The following is a 19898-nucleotide window of genomic DNA, read 5'->3' as shown; positions in this document are numbered from 1 at the left end:
CGGCCCGTTCTGGGCGCGCCTCAATCGTAGCCCGAGACGGTCCCGGGCTGACAATTTCGACTGTAATGGACGTTCTTGTTTGACTAGTCATTTAAGAACGTCCCCAATGACTAGTTCCGTTTGCTGGGGAGGCGTGGGACAATACCGAGCGAACGTGATTGGTTGTCCGTGGAAAGGGTCGCGATGAAAAAGCTCAAGACGCTTGCTGACGTGTTGCGCCAGGCGGGCTTCGTGCGCATTACGGAGCTGTTCCTCGTCTTCTACCTGCTATGCTCGACGGCCGTTTGGCTGTCCGAGCCCACGACCCTCACCTTTGGCGATGGCCTGTGGTTTAGCTTTGAGACGGTCTCGACCATCGGCTTTGGTGACATTCCGGCCGAGACGCCGGTTGCCCGCGCCATTACCGTCGTCTTGAGCGTCATCAGCATCTTCTACATCGCTATGCTCACGGGCGTGGCGGTGAACTACTGCAATACGCTTATCAAGATGCGTCAAAAGGACACCATGGCGCGCTTTATGGACGATCTGGAGCATTTGGAAGAGCTCGATCGCGACGAGCTTGCCGATCTTTCGCGTCGCGTGCGCGAGTATCGTCGACGCCAGCGCTAGAACGGGCGCCGCGCGTCACGATAAGGGGGACTGAATATGAACATCACCGTGTACCTGGGTGCCAACACTGGCAATGACCCGGCGTTTCTGCCCGCGGTGCAGGAGCTGGGCAACTGGATTGGCGCCAACGGGCACGCGCTGGTATACGGCGGGTCCAAATCGGGTCTGATGGGTGCGCTCGCCGATAGCGTACTCGATGCCGGCGGACACGTGACGGGTGTTGAGCCGAGCTTTTTTATCGAGGCCGAGTTTCAACATGACGGCATCGACGACCTTATCGTGACGAGCGATATGGCCGAGCGCAAAGCCAAGATGATTGAGCTCGGCGATGCGTTCATCGCCTTTCCCGGTGGGACGGGCACGCTCGAGGAGATTGCCGAGGTCATGTCCGCGGTGTCGTTGGGGCACCTGAGTGCTCCGTGCATCCTGTATAACCTGGACGGTTACTACAACGACCTCAAGGCGCTGCTCGGGCACATGATTGATAAAGGACTTTCGAGCCCGAGGCGTCAGCAGGGCATCTACTTTGCCGACGATTTGCGCGAGATTGCCTCGATTATCAACGGATAAGCCTTGAGCCTGCCCCACTATGGCTCCCAATGGTGCCGTTTGCGGCGCAGACGGTTGGCTCGTTCGGGCAACGCTCGCTCTACAATAAAACGTAACTATGTCGACTTTGACCGCGGGAGGACCCGATGGATAACCTTGCCAAACCCACAAACCGCGCGCTGTTTTTAGTTAGCGTTGCCGTGACCGGTGCGTTCGCAGGTGCCGCGGTCTGGCTGTTCTTTTTCGCGATGGAGCACGGTATCGACTATCTATGGACCGAGATTCCGCACGCGCTGGGCGTCGCTTCGCCCGAGCTTGCCAGCGGCCCGTTTGGCTTTCTGCCGTACCCGTTTTTTGTCTGCCTGCTGGGCGGCCTGCTGATCGGTCTGTATGAAAAGGTGACGGGCACCAAGACCGATGACCTCAACCAGGTGATGGCCAAGGTCAAACAGGATGGGTGCTACCCCTACGACAATCTGGGCAAGCTGTCGCTTGCCGCGCTGCTACCGCTGCTGTTTGGCGGAAGTATTGGACCGGAAGCCGGTCTGACCGGCGTCATTGCGGGACTGTGCAGCTGGGTCGGCGACCGTATGCGCCGCTTTGGCGCCGAGTTTAGGGAGCTCACGCTGCTGGGCACCCAGGCCGCGCTGACGGCGCTCTTTACCGCGCCCGTCTTTGGTTTTGTGGCACCGCTTGCCGGTAGCGCCGACGGCGACGAGGGCTCTGCGTCCGGCGAGATCACCATCAAGCTGCCCAAGGCGCAAAAGACGGTGGTCTACGGTATTGCGATTGCCGGCGGTCTGGGCACCTACCTGCTGCTCGGCCAGCTCATGGGCGGCGGCATGGGCATGCCCAGGTTCGAGGCCGCCGAGGTGGGCAACCTGGAGCTTACCTGGCTCATTCCTCTGTCGCTGATCGGAACAATCTGCGGCTGGCTGTACTTTGTCTCCGAGCACGCCAGCGAGGCGCTTGCCCATGCAATAGGGGAGCGTCCTGTCGTCAAGGCCATGCTAGCCGGTCTGGCGCTCGCCATCTGCGGCACGGTCCTGCCCTACACCATGTTTGCCGGCGAGACTCAGGCCGACGTGCTCATGGAAACCTACCTGACCATTCCCGCTGGCGTGCTTATCGCGACCGGTCTGGTCAAGGCCATGCTGACCCCCGCCCTCATCAACCTTGGTTGGCGCGGCGGTCACTTCTTCCCCGTTATCTTCTCAGGCGTAAGCCTGGGCTATGGCCTTGCCATCCTCACCGGCGCAGATCCGGTCTTTTGCGTCGCCGTCTGCACGGCATCGACGATGGGTGCGGTCATGCGCCAGCCTGTCATGGTTGTGGGCCTGCTGCTTATGTGTTTCCCGCTCAAGGGCATCGTTTGCATGATCATCGCGGCTGTCATCGCCGCCGGCATTCCGCTGCCCAAGCCGCTGCGCAAGTAGCACGGTAGCGCGCAGTCAGTACAAACATCTCAAGTCCGGTGCGGGCGCTGTGTCACGGATTTGCGGGTGGACTGGATTTCGTTCGGTATCGGCGCTACTTCCAAATTGCAAGCGCGGCGGTGCCCAGTACGATGAGGGCGAGACCGATGGCGCTGCGGCGGGAGAGTTTTTCGTTGAATGCCAGGCGCGCAAATAGCACCGATACGACAATCGATAGTTTGTCGATCTGCACCACGACACTCACCTGGCCTGCAGCGATGGCATAGTAATAGAGCAGCCACGATGCTCCAGTCGCGATGCCCGATGTTGCGAGAAATGTGAGTTCGCGCCGGTCAGCGTGCGCGACCTGCTCCAGTTTTCCCTTGGCTGCCACGATTGCCCATGCCATAACCAGTACCACGCAGGTGCGGATTGCCGTGGCCAGGTTTGACTCGATGCCTTCGATGCCGATCTTGGCGAGGACGGAGGTGAGTGCCGCGAACACGGCGGCGCCGAGGGCGTAAGCGAGCCAGGTTCGGTCTTGCTGCTGCTCGGGTTCGGCGGACTGCTTCTTCTCGATCATTAAAAACGTGCCGAGGGTGATGACAGCGGTTCCCACGAGCTTAACCGCAAGGTTGCTCGTCTCGTCAAAAAGCGCGATGGCGACCAGCGCGGCGAGCACGGTGCTCATCTTGTCGACCGGTACGACCTTATTGACATTTCCGATGCTCAACGCCTTAAAGTAACAGATCCACGAAGCACCGGTAGCGAGTCCCGAGAGGACGAGAAAGAGCCAGGATCTGGGTTCGATGCTGCCAATGGTTCCAATGGATCCAGAAATGCCCGCCATTGCCCAGGCGAAAACGAGCACCACGCAGGTGCGAATGGCCGTCGCGACATCGGAGTCGGTCTGCTTGATGCCGCATTTGGCCAAGATGGATGTGATGCCGGCAAAGAATGCTGACGCAAATGCTGCGACAACCCACGACACGGGTGCGGTGCCTCCTTGGATAATGGGTTTATCCTGCGAGTTTTATGGACATGAGGATACCGCCCCACCATGAAGGTTTGATATGGCCGCGGCGAGACGGGGGTTATGTTCCGGGGAGCCATTTGGTGAAGGCTCGAATTGAAGGTGAGTGTTTTTCCGAGAAGTGAACGAGTAAATATGGACCCCTGGAGCATGCACACTTTTTTCGAATAAAACCGCAGGATTCCTAGGCAAAAACCGCAGGAATTAAGCCCATAAAAATGTCGATGATACGGGGTGCTGATTTTACTCGTTCACTTCTCGGAAAAACATTCACCCTCGATATGCTGTCGGCTTCTCTTTGGTTGCCAAGATTTAAACGGCATGCCGTGAAGGGCGGTAGCGACGTTGTTGCTGCTTCGTCTTATCTAGTAAATGAGGTGGCGTGCAGCCCAAGCCCTTTGGCTGTCGATTACAGGTCGCGCGCTCGATAGACCTTGGTGCTGACAGCGCAGCTGATTGCACATAGCGCGAGGGCCAGTACGGCAATTCCTGCGCACAGACCGCCAAGGACGGCAGGATCGGGATTCGCTCCGGCAATCGACATGAGCCAGTTGCTGATGGGGTTGGAGGAGCTCAGCGTGGCCATGGTGCCGCAACCAAGCAGGGCAAACAGGCCAACGGATAGGCGCAGCGCCTCCATGTGACCAAATCGAAAGAACAGCGGCTGCGCCAAAAACACCATCATGAGGGAGATGAGCATCGATGCTGCCGAGGCGATTGCGATTTCAAAGACCGTCTGTCCCGTCGAAGGAATGCCCGCGCTGTTGAAGAGCGGGATGGAGGCGATGCTCAAAAGCGTAGCTGCACATGCCATGACGGCGGAGAAGACAATAACGCTCAGGTAGCGTGCGCGGATGATGTCTTTGCGCGAGAAGGGCAGCGTTGCCCGGTAGCGCTCCCAACCGTTTTGATTGTCGAAACCGGCCAGTGAGTTCATGACTATGATGGGCGACATGGCACTGACGGCGCAGGCGCCGGCGCTCATACCGGAATCGCCATCCGACGCGTTGACGAGCGTCAGCACAACGAAGATGAACAAGCCGACGCCCGCAATGCTCGGGATGAGCGTGCGAACGATGGCGAGTTCGGACATAAAGGCGCGTTTCATTCCGAAGCCCCTTTCAGTATGAGGCGCAGATAGTCATCAATGGTTGCCCGATCGCAGGGAATCTCGGGAAAGGCCTCGAGCGTTTCGCGACGGTTGGGTACGAGTACGTCCACGCTGTAGGCGTGACGGGCGGCACGGGCGCCTTCGACGCAAGCCATAAGCTCGGCAGCCTGCGATTGGGTGCAGTGGGCGATGCCGGCGCGGTCGGTAATGTCCTCGCGCGGCAGGTCAAAAATAATCGAGCCATTATCGATGCAGATGACGCGATCAGCGGTGCGATCGAGGTCGGACGTAATGTGGCTCGAGAGCAGCACACTGTGCTGGCCGTCGGCGACAAAGGCAAGCAGCTCATCGAGCAGTTCCTCGCGTGCCATGGGATCGAGGCCCGCGGTGGCTTCGTCCAAAACGAGCAGCTTGGCCTTGTGACTGAGCGCACAGGCAAGCTGCAGTTTCATGCCCATGCCGCGGGAGAGGTCCTTGACCTTTGTCTTGGGATCGAGGCCAAATCGGTTGATGAATCCGGCGAACGTTTCGCGGTCCCACGTGGGGTACGCTGGGCCTACGAGCGACTCGATCTGGCCCACCTTGAGCGTGGAGGGGAAGGGGCACGTGTCCAGGACAAGACCGACGCGGGAGCGTAGATGGCGTTGCGACTCATCGGGCGCGTCGGCGCCACAGCGCTGCCCAAACAGGTGCACTTCGCCGGCATCGAGCTTTATAAGCCCGAGAGCAGCTCGAATCGTCGTTGTTTTGCCAGCACCGTTGGCACCAACAAAGCCGATGATCTGGCCAGGCTCCACGGCAAGCGTGACGTCGCGCAGCGAAAAGCGGTCGCTTACAGCGTGTGAGATGCCTTTGAGTTCAAGCAAGTTTTGCATGGTATAGCGTTTCTTGCAGATGGCTACTGCATGGTTTCGGGGGCTACCAGGTCGAGCATCTCGTGCAGTTTGTCGCGCGTGACGCCCAGGGTTTCGGCTTGGCTCGCCGCTTTCGCAAGCAGCTCTTCGATATGGCAGAGCTGGTTTTCGCGCAAAAGCTCCTGGTTGCCCTCGGCGACAAAACAGCCCTTGCCCTGCACGGTGCAGATAAAGCCAAGCTGCTCCAAGTCGGCGTAGGCACGCTTGGTGGTGATTACGCTCACGCCCAGGTCGCTCGCGAGTGCACGAATGCTGGGAGTTTGGCTCCCGCAGCGAGCGTGCCCGATAAGATCTGAGCTTTGACCTGCGAGGTTATCTGCTCGTAGATGGGCTTATCGCTCGAATTGGATAGGATGATGTCCACAGCGGCTCCTTAGCTGTTGGGCTACATGTGTATATAACCGGTAAGCACAGTATATATACACTATGCACAGTAATGCAAGAGCTAAATGTGGAATAGACCATCGGCGCCGCGCTTGCTCCAAAACAATCTCAATCTGTAACATCTGGATCCGTTTTTGGTCGCCAGCTGTTACAGATTGAGATGTTATTTTCCCGCCTGCCTATTTGTCTCAATCTGTAACAGTAAGAGTCGATTTGCGCGGCTAGATGTTACAGAACGAGACATTGGCTGCCTGCCTTTCCGTTTATCTCGATTTGTAACAGCTAGACCCAATTTGGGCGGTCAGGTGTTACAGATTGAGATTGTGTCGGCGGGCAGGTTTGTTTGTCTCAATCTGTAACATCTGGGTCCGTTTTGGGTCGCCTGCTGTTACAGATTGAGACAGTCTGCTGCAGAATACTTTCGATAACTAGCCGCTCACGTTCTGACTGATGAATTTGTCCTGATAGGTGCCCTATGACGAGATTTCGCGGCTACAATAGTACGGTTACATCGACGTAATGCACTTAATGCAAGAAAGGATCCGCATGGCAAGCCTGTCGGATGAAATCTCGTCGCGCCGCACATTCGCGATCATCAGCCACCCGGACGCCGGTAAGACCACGCTTACCGAGAAGCTGCTGCTCTATACCGGCAGTATCCAGACCGCCGGCTCGGTCAAGGGCAAGAGCTCGGCCAAGCATGCCGTCTCGGACTGGATGGACATCGAGAAGGAGCGCGGTATTTCCGTTACCTCCTCGGTCCTGCAGTTCACCTACAACGGCGCCTGCGTCAATATCCTCGATACCCCCGGCCACCAGGACTTCTCGGAGGATACCTACCGTACCCTTATGGCCGCCGACGCTGCGGTCATGGTCATCGACGGCGCCAAGGGCGTCGAGGCCCAGACCAAAAAGCTCTTTAAGGTCTGCACGCTGCGCCACATTCCCATCTTCACCTTTGTGAACAAGCTCGACCACGAGGCTCGCGATCCGTTTGAGCTCATGGAAGAGATTGAGAACGTCCTGGGCATCAATACGTATCCCATGAACTGGCCGATCGGCAGCGGCCGCAACTTCCGCGGCGTGTTCGATCGTCAGACCCGTCGCGTCATTGCCTTTGAGGGCGACGGCCACGCCAACGCCACCAAGAAGGTCGCCGAGGTCGAGGCCGAGCTGGGCGATCCTTCCATGGACGAGCTCATCGGCGAGGAGAACCATAAGAACCTGATGGACGACATCGAGCTGCTCGATGGCGCCGGTGACGAGCTCGACTTGGATGCCGTGGCCTGCGGCAAGCTGAGCCCGGCGTTCTTTGGCTCGGCGCTCACCAACTTTGGCGTGGAGCCCTTCCTCAAGGAGTTCCTGCGTCTGGCCCCGACGCCGCGTGCCTATACCGATACGCTCACCAGCGAGCCGGTCGATCCTTGCCGCGACGACTTTAGCGGCTTTGTGTTTAAGATCCAGGCCAACATGGACAAGAACCACCGCGACCGCATCGCCTTTGTGCGCATTTGCTCGGGCAAGTTCGAGCGCGGCATGGATGCCTTCCACGTGCAGGGCAACCGCAAGCTTAAGCTTGCCACGGGCACGTCGATGATGGCCGATGACCGCGCCATCGTGGACGAGGCGTACGCGGGCGATATCGTGGGCCTGTTCGATCCGGGTATCTTTAGCATCGGCGACACCGTGTGCTCCGGCAAGCGCCACGTGCAGTATCCGCAGATCCCGACGTTTGCCCCCGAGATGTTCGCTCGCATTACGCAGGTCGACACGCTCAAGCGCAAGCAGTTCGTCAAGGGTATGGAGGAGCTTGCCCAGGAGGGCGCCATCCAGATCTTCCGCGAGCTGGGTGCCGGCATGGAGAGCGTCATCGTGGGCGTGGTCGGCGTCCTGCAGTTTGAGGTACTCGAGCGCCGCCTCAAGGCCGAGTACCGTGTTGAGGTTCGTCGCCAGCCGCTGCCCTATACGGACATCCGCTGGATCCAGAACGACCCCGACACTATCGATATCCCGGGCCTTTCGCTCACGCGCGACACGCTGCGCGTCGAGGACATGCGCGGTGGTAAGCTGCTGCTGTTCACGAGCCCGTGGAACGTGGATTGGGCAACCGACCACAACCCCGACCTTATCCTGTCGGAGTTTGGCAACGTGGCCTTTTAACGCATCGGCGCGGTGGCCCTGCGGGGCTGCCGCGCCGCTTGCTTGCCTGATGCCGTGTGAGCGGCTATCATACCCACCGTCGTCTCAAGACCGGGGCGTCCGAGCAGTTCGGGTCCGATATCCTGCTCGTTAAACCTAAAACCAAAGGAGTACATAATGATCAAGAAGGTCATGGAGGACTATAAGGTCCTGTTGCGGAGCATTCCCGCGGCAACGGTTTCGCTGTTTTTCGTGAGTGTCATCATGATGAACCTGCTGGCCAACAAGGAGCTTATCAGCCTGCCGTATCTGGCGCTCGATTGCGGCTTTGTGGTGAGCTGGGTTTCGTTTTTGTGCCAGGACATGATCTGCAAGCGCTTTGGCGCCAAGGCATCCATCAAAATCTCTATCCTCGCGCTGCTGGTCAACCTGGCCGTGAGCCTGTGCTTTTGGGCATGCTCGCTCACGCCCGGCATGTGGGGCGCCTACTACGACACGGGCATGATCGAGGTCAACACTGCCCTTAACGCCACCATCGGCGGCACCTGGTACGTGGTGCTGGGCTCTTCGCTGGCAATGCTCGTTTCTGCCGTGGTTAACTCCACGCTTAACCAGTCGCTCGGCCGTATGCTCAAAAAGAATAACTTTGCGAGCTTTGCCTTCCGTTCCTATGTGTCTACGGGTGTTGGCCAGTTTATCGACAACCTGGTCTTTGCCATCGTGGTGAGCCACACGTTCTTTGGTTGGACCTGGGTGCAGGTTCTTATGTGCTCGCTGACCGGCGCTGTTGCCGAGCTGCTGTGCGAGGTCTTCCTGAGCCCCGTGGGCTACAAGGTCGTGCGCGGCTGGGAGCGCGAGAATGTGGGCTCCGAGTACCTCGAGCGCCACGCAACCGCCTAAGGAGCAAGTATGCGGGTTTTGATTACGGGCGCTTCGGGCGGTATCGGAGCCGCGTGCGTGCAGCGCTTTTTGGACGAGGGCCACGAGGTCGTGGGCTTTGATCTTTTGCCGGCGGCGATCGAACACGAGCGCTACCGCCATCTGATCGTTGATGTCCGCGAGCCGGACTCGTTTCCGGGCGACCTTGAGCCTCAGGTAATCGTGAACGTTGCCGGTACGCAGGATTCGGCCGACGACATCGCCGCCAACCTGTGTGGCACCATCAACGTGACCGAGTGCTACGCCTTTGTGGGGGAGGGGCTTGCCGCCAAGCCGGCGCCGGCTATCAGATCCGTGGTCAATGTGGGGTCGGCGAGCGGGCATACGGGGTCGGAGTTTCCCGCCTATGCCGCCAGCAAAGGCGGCGTTATCGCCTACACCAAGAACCTTGCAAACCGTCTGGCGCCGCAGGCTATCGCCAACAGTGTGGACCCGGGTGGCGTTATCACGCCGCTCAACCGTTGCGTGATGGAAGACGAGCACCTGTGGAACCAAATTATGGAGCTCACGCCGCTTAAGCGCTGGGCCACCGCCCAAGAGATCGCCGAGTGGATCTACTTTGTGGGCGTGACCAACCGGTTTATGACCGGGCAGAGCCTGCTGATCGATGGCGGCGAGGCCGGCCGCACACAATTTATTTGGCCCGAATAGGAAACGCGCCCGATGGAAAGCCGTCGGGCGCGTTTTTGATGTATCGGTTTTTAGCCGAGGCAAGTCCAGTTGACAGGGGTCGAGCCGTGCTGTTCGAGTAGCCGATTGGCTGCCGAGAAGGGACGCGACCCCATAAAAGCAGGGAGTTCTGCCGTGGCACGGTTGGCCGAAAGCGGCGAGGGGTGCGTAGAGGCCAGACAGAACTTGCTGGTTGCCTTGCCCGCACCGGTCGCGGCGAGCTTGCCTTCGACCATCTGTTGGGCAAAGCGGCCCCAAGCCAAAAAGACTACAGTTTGGGGCAGCTGACAGCAGCGTTCGGTAACATAGTCGGTCAGAATGCTCCAGCCCAGCTTGGCGTGCGAGTTCGCGGCGTGTTCGCGCACGGTGAGCGTAGTGTTGAGGAGCAGGACGCCCTGTTGTGCCCATGGTGTTAGATCTCCCGTGGCGGGAATAGGGCAGTCAAGATCGGCATTGAGTTCCTTGTAAATGTTGCGCAGGCTCGGCGGCAACTTGGTTTGCGTCGCGGGGACCGAGAACGACAGTCCCATGGCCTGGTTGGGTCCGTGATAGGGGTCTTGACCCAAGATGACAACTTTGACCTGGTCGGCCGGGGTGTAGGCGAGGGCATTGAGGATGTCGTCTTGTGCCGGGTAGATAGTCTGCTCGGCACGCAAAAGGGCGATGCGCTCGAGCAGCTGGTTCGTAGTGTCACGTACCGGCTGCGGCGCATTGCCCAACCAAGTTGCTATGTTGCGGTCGCGGGTTGCGGTGTCCATGGGGCTCCTTTACGTCAGATGCTCTGTTGGCATCTATTGTAAAGGCGCACCGGTTGCCTTTATGCCGCGGCTGCATGAAGAGCGGGGTCTACGAGGCGCGCTCGGGCGCTCCTGCCATACGAGCGCGTCCATGTGCGCGGAGGCGCGGAAGCTCGACGGTTGCCGCCATGACGCCGGTGAGGATGAGAGCTGCACCCAGGAAGGCGATGGGGCTCAGGACCTCGCCGACTAGGAAGAACGAGAAGACAGCGGAGCAGACCGGCTCGAGCGAGAAGGCAAAGCCGGTGGTCTCGGCGGGCACGTGGGGCTGCACGAGCGTCTGGGTGATAAAGCCGTAGGCAGAGCAGATGAGTGCGAGCGCGACGACAACGACGATCTCGCTGGGCGTGCTGGGAAGCGTGAAGCCGCCAAAGGTGAATGCCGCGACGCCCGAGAACAAACCGCCAAAGCCTAGCTGCCAAACGCCCAGAGCCAGCGGATCGACTTCTTCGACAAAGCGCTTGGCCACGATAATGTGGCTGGCATAGATAAAGGCCGAGAGCAGCATGATGATTGCGCCGGGATTCAGGCTGGTAAAGTCGGCGCCCGAGAGCAGCAGCATGCCGCAGGTGACGATAGCCGTGCCGATGAGCACCTTGCGCTCGGGGGCGCGACGCAGCAGAGCTGCGTTGGCAAACGGCACGATCACGACCGTCAGGCTCTGCAAAAAGCCGGCAGTGGAGGCAGAGGTGAGGCTGGAGCCCAGGCACATGCAGGTGAGCTCGGTTGCCATAATGGCGCCGATGATGGCGGCACGGACCATAAGGTCGCGGTTAATGCGCAACGCGTGCTTGTGGAAGAGCAGCAGGCAGACCACAAAGGCGATGATGCAGCGTAGCGCGACGATGCTCGTGGCGTTCATGCTGTCCATGCCGATCTTCATGAGGGGATACGAAAAGCCCCATGCGACGGGAACGGAAAATGAGAGCGCGATTGCTTTTTTGCGATCCATGGGACTCCTTTTGTTACAGAACGGTTTCGCAAAAAGGATTCTGCTCCCAGATGTTGATGTAGTAAAGCGAATGTATCTTCAGTATGATTAAGAAATGCTAAAGTTGGTGCGAAAAGCCCTGACAAAACGTTTTACGGCTGCATTGATGTGGAGGCACGATGGCATCGCGGTATCAGATTGTTTGTATGGTGGTCGATTGCGGCAGCCTGAAACGTGCGGCCGACGAGCTGGGCTATACGCAAAGCGCGGTGAGCCAGGCCGTCAAGGCACTCGAGCGCGAGCTGGGCACCACGCTTATCGAGCGCGGAAAGCAGGGCGTCTCGCTTACGCGCGACGGTAAACAGTATCTGCCGTACCTGCGCCAGATTGTGACTGCCGAGGCCGAGCTCGAGGGCAAGCGCCAGGAGCTGCTGGGACTTTCGTCGACTGATATTCGCATCGCGACGTTTACCAACGTGAGTCGAACCGTATTGCCGCGCGTGATCCGCGATTTTGGAGCCCTGCACCCGGGCGTACGCTTTACCCTCAAGCAGGGCGATTACACGCGCAACGCCCAGTGGGTGCACGATGGCGTGGTTGATTTTTGCTTTACGGCACGCGGATTTACCGCTGGGCTCGAGAAGCGCGTGGTCTATCACGACGAGTTGGTGGCATTGTTGCCGGCCGCGCATCCGCTGGCGGCAAAGGAAAAGGTGACGCTCGCCGACCTGGCTTCCGAGCCGTTTGTGCTTCTGGATGAGGGCGAACAGAGCCTGGTGCTCGATGCATTCGCGGCGCATGGCCTGTCGCCGCACGTGACGAGCGAGGTCACCGACGACTACACCATCATGGCGATGGTGGAGGAGGGCCTAGGCGTGAGCATGCTCTACCGTCGTACTGTGGAGGGCATGCGAGCCGATATTCGTGTGCGGCCCATCGTGCATGCCCCCTCGCGCGACGTGGTGGCCGCCTGGCGCAGCTGGGACACCATGCCTATCGCCACGAGGCGCTTTATCGACTATATGAGCTCGCATATTGTCAATTAATGACTGGCGTAGCGTTGGGTGCGGTGTTTAGCGGGCTGTCGCTTTGGCTTGGGTGGCGCGATAGGTGCGTGCCGGGTGGCAAAGTAGTACCGCTACGACCATAAAGAACGCCGTGGTGCCCAGGCTGATGGGGTAGACCATCATGATGTTCGCAAAGGTGCGGAAGTGCGGGAACACGCAGAACACCCAATAGAAGCGGATGCCGCAGACGCAGATCATGGTGATGAGGGCGGGCGTGAGCGAGATACCAAAGCCGCGCAGGTAGCCTGACATGTTTTCGTAGAACATGCTAAAGGCGTACGCCGGGAAGATCGAACACACGCGGATATAGCCGATCGAGACGATGTTGGGATCGCTGTTAAAGAGCGACAAGATCTCGCGCCCCAGGCCGACAATAACGATGATCGTAGTGAGCGCAACGATACCGCCTTCGACTAGGCAGACCTTAAGCGTTTTGGTGCAGCGATCAATCTGGCGGGCACCGTGGTTTTGTCCCACAAAGGTGGTGCACGCCTGGCTAAAGCTGTTGAGCAGGTTGTAGCACACGTACTCCAGGCTCATGGCGGCGCTCGATGCCGCCATGACCTCGGTGCCCAGGCTGTTAATGGCGGACTGGATGATGATGTTGGCGACGGCAAAGACGGCGCTTTGGATGCCGGCGGGCAGGCCGATCTTGACGATGCGCTTGAGGGCGACGGGGTCGATAGCCAGGTCGCATGGGGTGACGCGGACGACGGAGTCGGTCTTGAGCAGGCGGATAAAGAGCGTGGCGGCGCTGACGGTGTAGGCGATGGCGGTGGCGATGGCGACGCCCGCGACACCCCAGTGGAGTACGGGGACAAAGATGAGATCCAGGCCAATGTTGAGGACGGTGGACACGGCAAGCGCCTGCAGCGGCATGCGGGTGATGCCGACGGAGCGGAAGATCGCGGCCTCAAAGTTGTAGAGCAAGATCGAGGGCATGCTCAGCAAAAAGACGCGCAGGTAGAGCGAAGCGAGCGGCATGGTTTCGGCAGGAACGCTGAGCGCGGCGAGCATGGGCTCGGCAAAGATCTCGCCCAGGGCGATGACGACAAAGCCCACGAGCGCCATTAAAATCGAGGTATGGACGGCGCGTTTGACCATGTTCTGATCGTTGCGGCCGATAGCGTTGGCGATGACCACGTTGGAGCCAAGCGACATGCCAATAAACAGGTTGAGCATAAGACTGGTAAGCGGAACATTGGAGCCGACCGCCGCCATGGCGAGGGTTCCCTGGTCGCCCGAGAAATTACCGATGATGACCGTGGCGATGAGGTTCGACAGCTGCTCCAAGATGCTCGTGGCGGCCACGGGGAAGGCGAACAGGGGGATATTGCGCCACAGCGAGCCGGTGGTCATGTCAATGTGCTTAGATACGGTGTCAGCCATATGCTCTCAATCTCTAATATGCTCTTTCGTGCTTATTTGCGCAGATGATGATACTCCTAATGCAACCAGTCGGCACTTAGGGACGTTCCTTTTCTGCCGGCAGCTGGGGACACTCCTTATCTCTTCTAACTAGTCATTCAAGAACGTCTCTTCTAACTAGTCATTCAAGAACGTCCCCAATGACTAGGTGGGGAAGGCGTGCGACAATGGTGGGCGTTGTGTTGTTCGCGCTAAGGAGTTGCCATGTTGTTGTGTCCCGTTTGCCATGAACCGTTGGTGGACGATGAGCGTGGGGCCGCATGCGCGGGCGGACACCGGTTTGACCGTGCGCGCGAGGGTTATCTATATCTACTGCGCTCGTCCAAGAGCGGCGACTCCATGGGCGATCCCAAGTCGCAGGCGCGCAGCCGTCGTGACTTTTTGAACCGTGGATACTACGCGCCGTTGCGCGATGCGATGGTCGAGCTGGTGCGCAAGCAGGTGTCTGGGCGCGCCACGTCTGCGAACGGCCCCATGACGCTGCTCGATATTTGCTGTGGCGAGGGCTATTACACCAGTGCCATGGGCGCGGTGCCGGGCGTAGATGCTTACGGTTTTGACCTGGGCAAGGAGATGGTGCGCCTGGCCGCCAAGCGCGGCGATGCGACCTACTTCGTGGCCAACATGAAGGACATCCCCGTGGCCGATGGCGCCTTCGATATGGTGACCGAGCTCTTTGCCCCCTTTAACGAGCGCGAGTTTGCCCGCGTGCTGGCGCCGGAGGGTTCGCTCTACACCGTGGTGCCGGGTGCTCGTCACCTCTTTGGGCTCAAGGAGGTACTCTACGACACGCCGTACCTTAACGATGAGAAGCTGCCACAAACAACGGAGCTCAAGCTGGTTGGAACGCAGCGGGTGTCCGCGAATATTACGCTTCAGACCCAGGCCGATATCGAGGCGGTGTTCCAGATGACGCCGTACTACTATCGCACGCGCCCTGCCGACAAAGAGCGCCTGGCAAACCTGGACACGCTCCAAACCGATATCGACTTCATCATCGCCGAGTACCGCCACAGCTAACAACCAGCCAAAAAAGGGACAGGTTTATTTTGGTGGGTTTTATCTAGGCAAACGTAAAGGGCCGACCGCGGAGATGCGCGATCGGCCCTTTTTAGTTGCTTGGCTGCAGAGGTTATGAGAAGCGAGCGCTTATAGGCGGTCCTTGTTCTCGGCCTTAACGGCGTGTGCCTGCTGAACAAAGAACAGGTCGTACACCACGATGACAAAGGCGCCAAAGTTGATGGCGTCGCCGCCAAACGCGGGAAGCGTGAGCACCGCTTGGGCAAGCGTGGCGACCGCGGCAACAATACCGAGCTTAAACGCGCCGTCCACCTGCGAAGGCTTGTTGGCGCCCTTGATACCGGCGACGCCTGCGGCAAGGTCGACGAGACCCTTGGCGATAAGCACGACCGCTGCGAGCGTGGCGTACGAACCGTACGTGGAATCGAGACCGCCCGTGGCGATACCGACGCCGGCGGTGACGAGGCTGGCGATGCCCAAAACAAAGTAGATGAGAGCAAGGATTTTGAGAGTCTTGCGAGTGAAGCTCATGGCTGGTCCTTTCGATACGAGTACGCCAACTTGGCGCACCCAATGTACTGCACATATGGTGAAGCACATTGTAGTTCAACGCGGCGATGCATGCGTTTGAAAGCGTCTCTTGCCCGCACGGTCCAACCTTTCAAAAAAGAAAGCTGGGCGTAAGTCAAATCGATGGCAGCGTATGCGCGGCGCTGCGATGATGGGGCCATGGTAAGAGCTGGACCGAAGGAGAAGCCATGATGTACGGAGCAGGGCAAGTGCGTGAGCCGCGGTCGTTGGGAAGGCGCATGAGTGATTCCGTGATCGCTGCCGTGTGCACGGGATTGATGGCGGTGCTTTGCATTGGGATGCTGTGGGCCATGTCACATGTGGGACAATAGCGGACGGTTGGGTGTCGTCATGAACGGCGCCCACGTATTCGTTTTGCTTGCTAAGGAGTACCCATGGGCGTCGTCGATCCCTTTTCTGTTGCTCGGGCCGCGGGGCTTGAGCTGACCGGGAAGCCCGAGGGCCTCACGCTCACCGACGGCACGATGGAGCTGCGTGCCGATTTTGGCCGCATGCTGCCGCGACTCAAGCAGGGCCGTCTGCAGCAAGAGCTGTTGGTGAAGGCTGCGCGCACAAAGGGCATCGAGCGACCATGGGCGATTGACGCTACGGCAGGCTTTGGCGAGGATTCGCTGCTGCTGGCGGCCGCGGGCTTTACCGTCGATCTGTATGAGCAGGATTGCGTGATCGCGGCGCTCCTCAAGGATGCCTTGGATCGCGCGGTAGATGATCCGGCGCTTGCGACAGCCGTGGCGCGCATGCGCTTACATGCGGGCGAGGACAGCATTGCCGGCCTTCGCCATACAGCTGGGCTGATCGAGCGGGACGAGCTTGCAGCTCCCGACGTGGTGTATCTGGATCCCATGTTTCCCGAGCGCACCAAGAGCGCGGCGGTGAAAAAGAAGTTCCAGCTCTTGCATCATCTGGAACAGCCGTGTGCCGATGAGGAGACGCTGGTCGAGGCGGCGCTTGCTGTGCATCCGCGCAAGGTCGTTATCAAGCGGCCGGTAAAGGGCCCGCTGCTTGCCGGCGTTAAGCCGAGCTATCAGCTTGCGGGCAAGGCCGTTCGCTACGATGTGTTAGTGCCGCCGCGCCCGTAACTTGCGTGCGATTACCGGCGCTTCGCTAGCGCCGTGCCGATGCGGCGTCTATTTCCATGGGTGCGACGTCAGGTGCCATCCACCGCAGTATTCGCATTTGTAGCAGGCCAAACCACGCCGCCCGCGGTTTTCGCAGTCGGCCATAACTGCCTCGGCCTCGGCGCGCGTGTCGTAACGGTTTTTGCGTTCGCACGACTTGTAGCGCCAGGCTTCATTGCGCTCGGCGTTCAGGGCGTCGCGGCGCTCGTCTTCGCGCGCAAACAGGTCGCTCATATCGCCGCCGGTGGCAGCGCCCAAAAACTCGCTTTTGGCCTTTGACCAGGCGGCTCGCTTTTTGCTTCCCATCTGCATCGCGCCCCTCTCCAAACGTTGGTATCATTGCTCAATCAAAGTGATACCAATAAACGTGAGGTCGCCGCGTGATGATCAGAAAAACCCTCGATACCGACATTCCCGCCGTCATGGCTATCTATGACGCGGCCCGCGCCTTTATGCGCGCGCATGGCAACGCCACGCAGTGGCCCGAGGGCACGCCTTCTGCCGAGCAGCTGGCTGCCGATATCGCCGCCGGTGGCAGCTATGTGTGCGAAGTCGATGGTCGCGTGGTGGCGACGTTTGCCTTTTTACCGGGCCCGGACGAGTGCTATGACGTAATTGAGGACGGTCAATGGCGTAGCGACACTCCGTACGCCGTGCTGCACCGTGTGGCATCCGACGGCACCGTGCACGGTATCGCGGCCGCGATGTTTGCCTTTGCCAAGGAGCGTGCCGATCACCTGCGCATCGACACACATCAGGACAACCTGCCCATGCAGGGAGCCATTGCCAAGGCCGGGTTTAAGCGCGCCGGTATCGTATATGTGTCGGACGGTACGCCGCGCGTCGCGTTTGATTGGCTGCGCGAGGCATAAAGGCCGAGTCACATACCAGCGTTTCACCGAAATGAAAATGGCCCCGAGTGGGGCCATTTTTGGTAAAACGCGTTGTTGTGGGGCTCGCGTTGTTACTGCCCCAGATGAACCCGGGCAGACAAAAAGGGGAGGTGCCGGCTTTCGCAAGGCGCGAACCTACGAAAATCGCCGCGCGGCAACGCGGGGCGATGAGCTCGGTCGGGGGATAGGGCCCGCTTCGCCCGCCGGCCCGTAAATTGTATCATCCAGTGTGGAACGAGGGTGCCCGTTGCCGCGTGCGATGGGCTTGCAATAAGAGGAGAAGCATGTCGAAACAAGCGGTCGTTGGAATCTTGGCGCATGTCGATGCCGGCAAGACCACGCTGGCCGAGGCCATGCTGTTTAACGCGGGTCGCATTCGCAAGCGCGGACGCGTGGACGATGGCAATTCGCATCTGGACACTAATGCGATCGAGCGCGAGCGCGGTATTACGATTTTCTCGTCGCAGGCTGTGCTCGACCATGGCGATACCCACGTCATGCTTGTGGATGCTCCCGGCCATGTCGATTTTTCTGCCGAGGCGGAGCGCACGTTGCGCGCGCTGGACTACGCGATTCTGGTGGTGGGCGCCAACGACGGCGTGCAGGGGCACACCGAAACCCTGTGGCGCCTGCTTGCGCGCTATGACATCCCGACGTTCATCTTTATCAACAAAATCGATTTGGAGAATCCCGGTCGCGATGTTTTGCTGGCACAACTTGGGCAACATCTTTCCGAAGGCTGCCTGGATGCCAACGAACTGTTGGCGGGCGGTGCCGTTCAGGAGGACGCTGCTGCGTTGGATGAAGCGGCTCTCGACGAGTTTCTCGACGCAGGGGAGCTTTCGACTGCCACGCTTTCGCGGCTGGTCGCAGAACGAAAGTTGTTTCCCTGCTTTGCGGGCTCGGCGCTCAAGGACCAGCGTGTGGCAGAGCTACTCGACGGCATATGCGCTCTGATGCGCGAGCGAACATGGCCCCAGGAGTTCGCCGCGCGTGTCTACCGCGTGAGTCGTGGAGACCGTGGCGAGCGTCTTACCTGGGTCAAGGTGACGGGCGGCACACTGCATGCCAAGCAGATGATTGGCGGACGTTCCGGTGCCGAGGCATGGGAGCAGAAGGTCGATCAGGTACGCATCTATAACGGCGAGAAGTATGAGCTTGCCCAAGAAGTTGCTGCTGGCGGTATTTGTGCCGTGACGGGTCTTGCGCACGTTCGCCCGGGGGACGCCCTGGGCGCGGAGACCGCGGGCGATGCGCCCGTCATTGCGCCAGTCCTCACCTATACGGTGCTTCCGGGCGAACACGATGTCCATACGGTGTTCAAAGCGTTGACTGAGTTGGCGGACGAAGATCCCATGCTCGGCGTAAGCTGGAATACGCATCTTGAGCAGATTCATTTGCAGTTGATGGGCGCCGTGCAACTCGAAGTCGTGCAGCGGGTGTTGGCCGATCGTTTTGGCCTTGCGGTCGAGTTTGAGCCCGGCGGCATCCTCTATAAGGAGACCATTTCGCAGCCGGTCGAGGGCGTGGGCCACTTTGAGCCACTGCGTCACTATGCCGAGGTGCATCTGCGCCTGGAGCCGTTGCCGGCGGGCTCGGGCGTACAGTTTGGCACCGTGACCTCGACCGACGAGCTCGATCTTAACTGGCAGCGTCTGGCGCTCACCAACGCCATGGAGCGCGATCATCTGGGCGTGCTGACCGGCTCGCCCATCACCGATGTGCGCATTACGCTCACGGGCGGCCGTGCGCATGCCAAACATACCGAGGGCGGCGATTTTCGCCAGGCCACGTACCGCGCGATTCGCCAGGGTTTGATGCAGGCGCGTGAGGCCGGCGCGGCGGTGCTGCTGGAGCCGTGGTATCGCTTTGAGCTCGAGGTGCCGGGAGAGTGCGTGGGCCGGGCGCTTTCAGATGCCACGCGCATGGGTGCCGAGTACGAGCCGCCGACGATGGCGGGGGACCGGGCGAAGCTTGTGGGTCGCGTGCCGGCATCCGAGGTGCAGGACTATGCCCTGGAGGTAGCTGCCTACACAAGCGGCCGCGGTCATCTGTACCTGGAGTTCGCCGGTTATGCGGCTTGCCATGATGCCGAGCGTGTAATCGAGACTGCCGCCTATGAGCCCGAGGCCGATCTGCCCAACACGCCTGATTCGGTCTTTTGCTCTCACGGTGCCGGTTACACGGTCAAATGGTACGACGTACCCGCCGCGGCGCACGTAAAGGTCGATCCCTCCACCTTCCGCCCCTGGCGAGCAGCAGACGCCGAGTTTTTCGGCCACATGTGACAA

Annotated in this window: 21 protein-coding genes; 11 read left to right on the top strand and 10 right to left on the bottom strand. The window is 59.7% G+C overall.

Translation table 11 applies throughout. The annotated features are described in order from the left end of the window. Positions 1–183 precede the first annotated feature (183 nt). From PMX21_RS00495 to PMX21_RS00485, 3 genes are all read left to right on the top strand, one after another. On the top strand, positions 184–609 hold the full coding sequence (locus PMX21_RS00495) for a potassium channel family protein (protein WP_271757070.1): 426 nt from the start codon (positions 184–186) through the stop codon (positions 607–609). 36 nt (positions 610–645) lie between these two features. Further along, a complete protein-coding gene (locus PMX21_RS00490) occupies positions 646–1179 on the top strand; it encodes an LOG family protein (RefSeq protein WP_035136977.1) in 534 nt (177 codons plus the stop codon). A 125-nt stretch (positions 1180–1304) separates the two neighbouring features. Next, complete coding sequence (locus PMX21_RS00485) at positions 1305–2594, top strand: chloride channel protein (protein WP_271757066.1); 1290 nt, start codon at positions 1305–1307, stop codon at positions 2592–2594. 94 nt (positions 2595–2688) lie between these two features. Here the strand turns inward: PMX21_RS00485 and PMX21_RS10105 are convergent, their stop codons facing one another. From PMX21_RS10105 to PMX21_RS10095, 5 genes are all read right to left on the bottom strand, one after another. Further along, entirely contained in the window at positions 2689–3564 is an 876-nt protein-coding gene (locus tag PMX21_RS10105; RefSeq protein WP_271757064.1) for an EamA family transporter, read from the bottom strand. Positions 3565–4015: 451 nt separating this feature from the next. After that, positions 4016–4714, bottom strand: a complete 699-nt coding sequence (locus PMX21_RS00475) for an ABC-2 transporter permease (RefSeq protein WP_271757062.1) — start codon at positions 4712–4714, stop codon at positions 4016–4018. Beyond that, on the bottom strand, positions 4711–5592 hold the full coding sequence (locus tag PMX21_RS00470) for an ABC transporter ATP-binding protein (RefSeq protein WP_271757060.1): 882 nt from the start codon (positions 5590–5592) through the stop codon (positions 4711–4713). The genes PMX21_RS00475 and PMX21_RS00470 overlap by 4 nt, the downstream gene beginning before the upstream one ends. A gap of 23 nt (positions 5593–5615) precedes the next feature. After that, a complete protein-coding gene (locus PMX21_RS10100) occupies positions 5616–5855 on the bottom strand; it encodes a hypothetical protein (protein WP_334204068.1) in 240 nt (79 codons plus the stop codon). After that, positions 5852–5995: a hypothetical protein gene (locus PMX21_RS10095; protein WP_334204067.1), complete on the bottom strand. Its 144-nt coding sequence runs from the start codon at positions 5993–5995 to the stop codon at positions 5852–5854. Before PMX21_RS10095 ends, PMX21_RS10100 begins: the two co-directional genes overlap by 4 nt. A 566-nt stretch (positions 5996–6561) precedes the next feature. Between PMX21_RS10095 and PMX21_RS00460 the strand changes: the two genes are divergently transcribed. The 3 genes from PMX21_RS00460 (at position 6562) to PMX21_RS00450 (ending at position 9744) form a co-directional block, all read left to right on the top strand. After that, the gene (locus tag PMX21_RS00460) at positions 6562–8175 is read left to right on the top strand and encodes a peptide chain release factor 3 (RefSeq protein WP_055286676.1); all 1614 of its coding nucleotides are present in this window, start codon (positions 6562–6564) and stop codon (positions 8173–8175) included. Positions 8176–8331: 156 nt separating this feature from the next. Next, positions 8332–9054 carry a VUT family protein gene (locus tag PMX21_RS00455; RefSeq protein WP_022093974.1) on the top strand — a complete coding sequence of 241 codons (723 nt, stop codon included), beginning with the start codon at positions 8332–8334 and terminating at the stop codon, positions 9052–9054. Positions 9055–9063: 9 nt separating this feature from the next. After that, positions 9064–9744, top strand: a complete 681-nt coding sequence (locus PMX21_RS00450) for an SDR family NAD(P)-dependent oxidoreductase (protein ID WP_271757058.1) — start codon at positions 9064–9066, stop codon at positions 9742–9744. A 50-nt stretch (positions 9745–9794) separates the two neighbouring features. On the opposite strand, the gene PMX21_RS00445 is transcribed toward PMX21_RS00450, so the two are convergent. Both PMX21_RS00445 and PMX21_RS00440 read right to left on the bottom strand, forming a co-directional pair. After that, positions 9795–10520 carry a uracil-DNA glycosylase gene (locus PMX21_RS00445; RefSeq protein ID WP_271757056.1) on the bottom strand — a complete coding sequence of 242 codons (726 nt, stop codon included), beginning with the start codon at positions 10518–10520 and terminating at the stop codon, positions 9795–9797. Between the two features lie 88 nt (positions 10521–10608). Next, the gene (locus tag PMX21_RS00440; RefSeq protein ID WP_161115293.1) at positions 10609–11511 is read right to left on the bottom strand and encodes a DMT family transporter; all 903 of its coding nucleotides are present in this window, start codon (positions 11509–11511) and stop codon (positions 10609–10611) included. A 158-nt stretch (positions 11512–11669) separates the two neighbouring features. Between PMX21_RS00440 and PMX21_RS00435 the strand changes: the two genes are divergently transcribed. Next, positions 11670–12536 carry a LysR family transcriptional regulator gene (locus PMX21_RS00435; protein WP_271757054.1) on the top strand — a complete coding sequence of 289 codons (867 nt, stop codon included), beginning with the start codon at positions 11670–11672 and terminating at the stop codon, positions 12534–12536. Between the two features lie 27 nt (positions 12537–12563). Here the strand turns inward: PMX21_RS00435 and PMX21_RS00430 are convergent, their stop codons facing one another. Continuing rightward, positions 12564–13946 (bottom strand): MATE family efflux transporter, encoded by a 1383-nt coding sequence (locus PMX21_RS00430; protein ID WP_271757052.1) that lies wholly within the window; start codon positions 13944–13946, stop codon positions 12564–12566. 243 nt (positions 13947–14189) lie between these two features. On the opposite strand from PMX21_RS00430, the gene PMX21_RS00425 reads away from it, so the two are divergent. Next, positions 14190–15005: a putative RNA methyltransferase gene (locus PMX21_RS00425; protein ID WP_271757050.1), complete on the top strand. Its 816-nt coding sequence runs from the start codon at positions 14190–14192 to the stop codon at positions 15003–15005. 129 nt (positions 15006–15134) lie between these two features. Here the strand turns inward: PMX21_RS00425 and PMX21_RS00420 are convergent, their stop codons facing one another. Continuing rightward, positions 15135–15536, bottom strand: a complete 402-nt coding sequence (locus tag PMX21_RS00420; protein WP_055286664.1) for a hypothetical protein — start codon at positions 15534–15536, stop codon at positions 15135–15137. A 434-nt stretch (positions 15537–15970) separates the two neighbouring features. Between PMX21_RS00420 and PMX21_RS00415 the strand changes: the two genes are divergently transcribed. Continuing rightward, on the top strand, positions 15971–16675 hold the full coding sequence (locus PMX21_RS00415; RefSeq protein WP_271757048.1) for a class I SAM-dependent methyltransferase: 705 nt from the start codon (positions 15971–15973) through the stop codon (positions 16673–16675). Positions 16676–16723: 48 nt separating this feature from the next. Here the strand turns inward: PMX21_RS00415 and PMX21_RS00410 are convergent, their stop codons facing one another. After that, on the bottom strand, positions 16724–17020 hold the full coding sequence (locus PMX21_RS00410) for a hypothetical protein (RefSeq protein WP_271746880.1): 297 nt from the start codon (positions 17018–17020) through the stop codon (positions 16724–16726). 77 nt (positions 17021–17097) lie between these two features. On the opposite strand from PMX21_RS00410, the gene PMX21_RS00405 reads away from it, so the two are divergent. Beyond that, positions 17098–17586, top strand: a complete 489-nt coding sequence (locus PMX21_RS00405; RefSeq protein WP_138375184.1) for a GNAT family N-acetyltransferase — start codon at positions 17098–17100, stop codon at positions 17584–17586. Between the two features lie 305 nt (positions 17587–17891). Beyond that, complete coding sequence (locus PMX21_RS00400; protein WP_271757047.1) at positions 17892–19895, top strand: GTP-binding protein; 2004 nt, start codon at positions 17892–17894, stop codon at positions 19893–19895. Positions 19896–19898: the final 3 nt, after the last annotated feature.

It is taken from the genome of Collinsella aerofaciens (assembly GCF_028209885.1).
GTDB lineage: Bacteria > Actinomycetota > Coriobacteriia > Coriobacteriales > Coriobacteriaceae > Collinsella > Collinsella aerofaciens_BA.
This window is presented reverse-complemented; position numbering and strand designations above follow the sequence as displayed.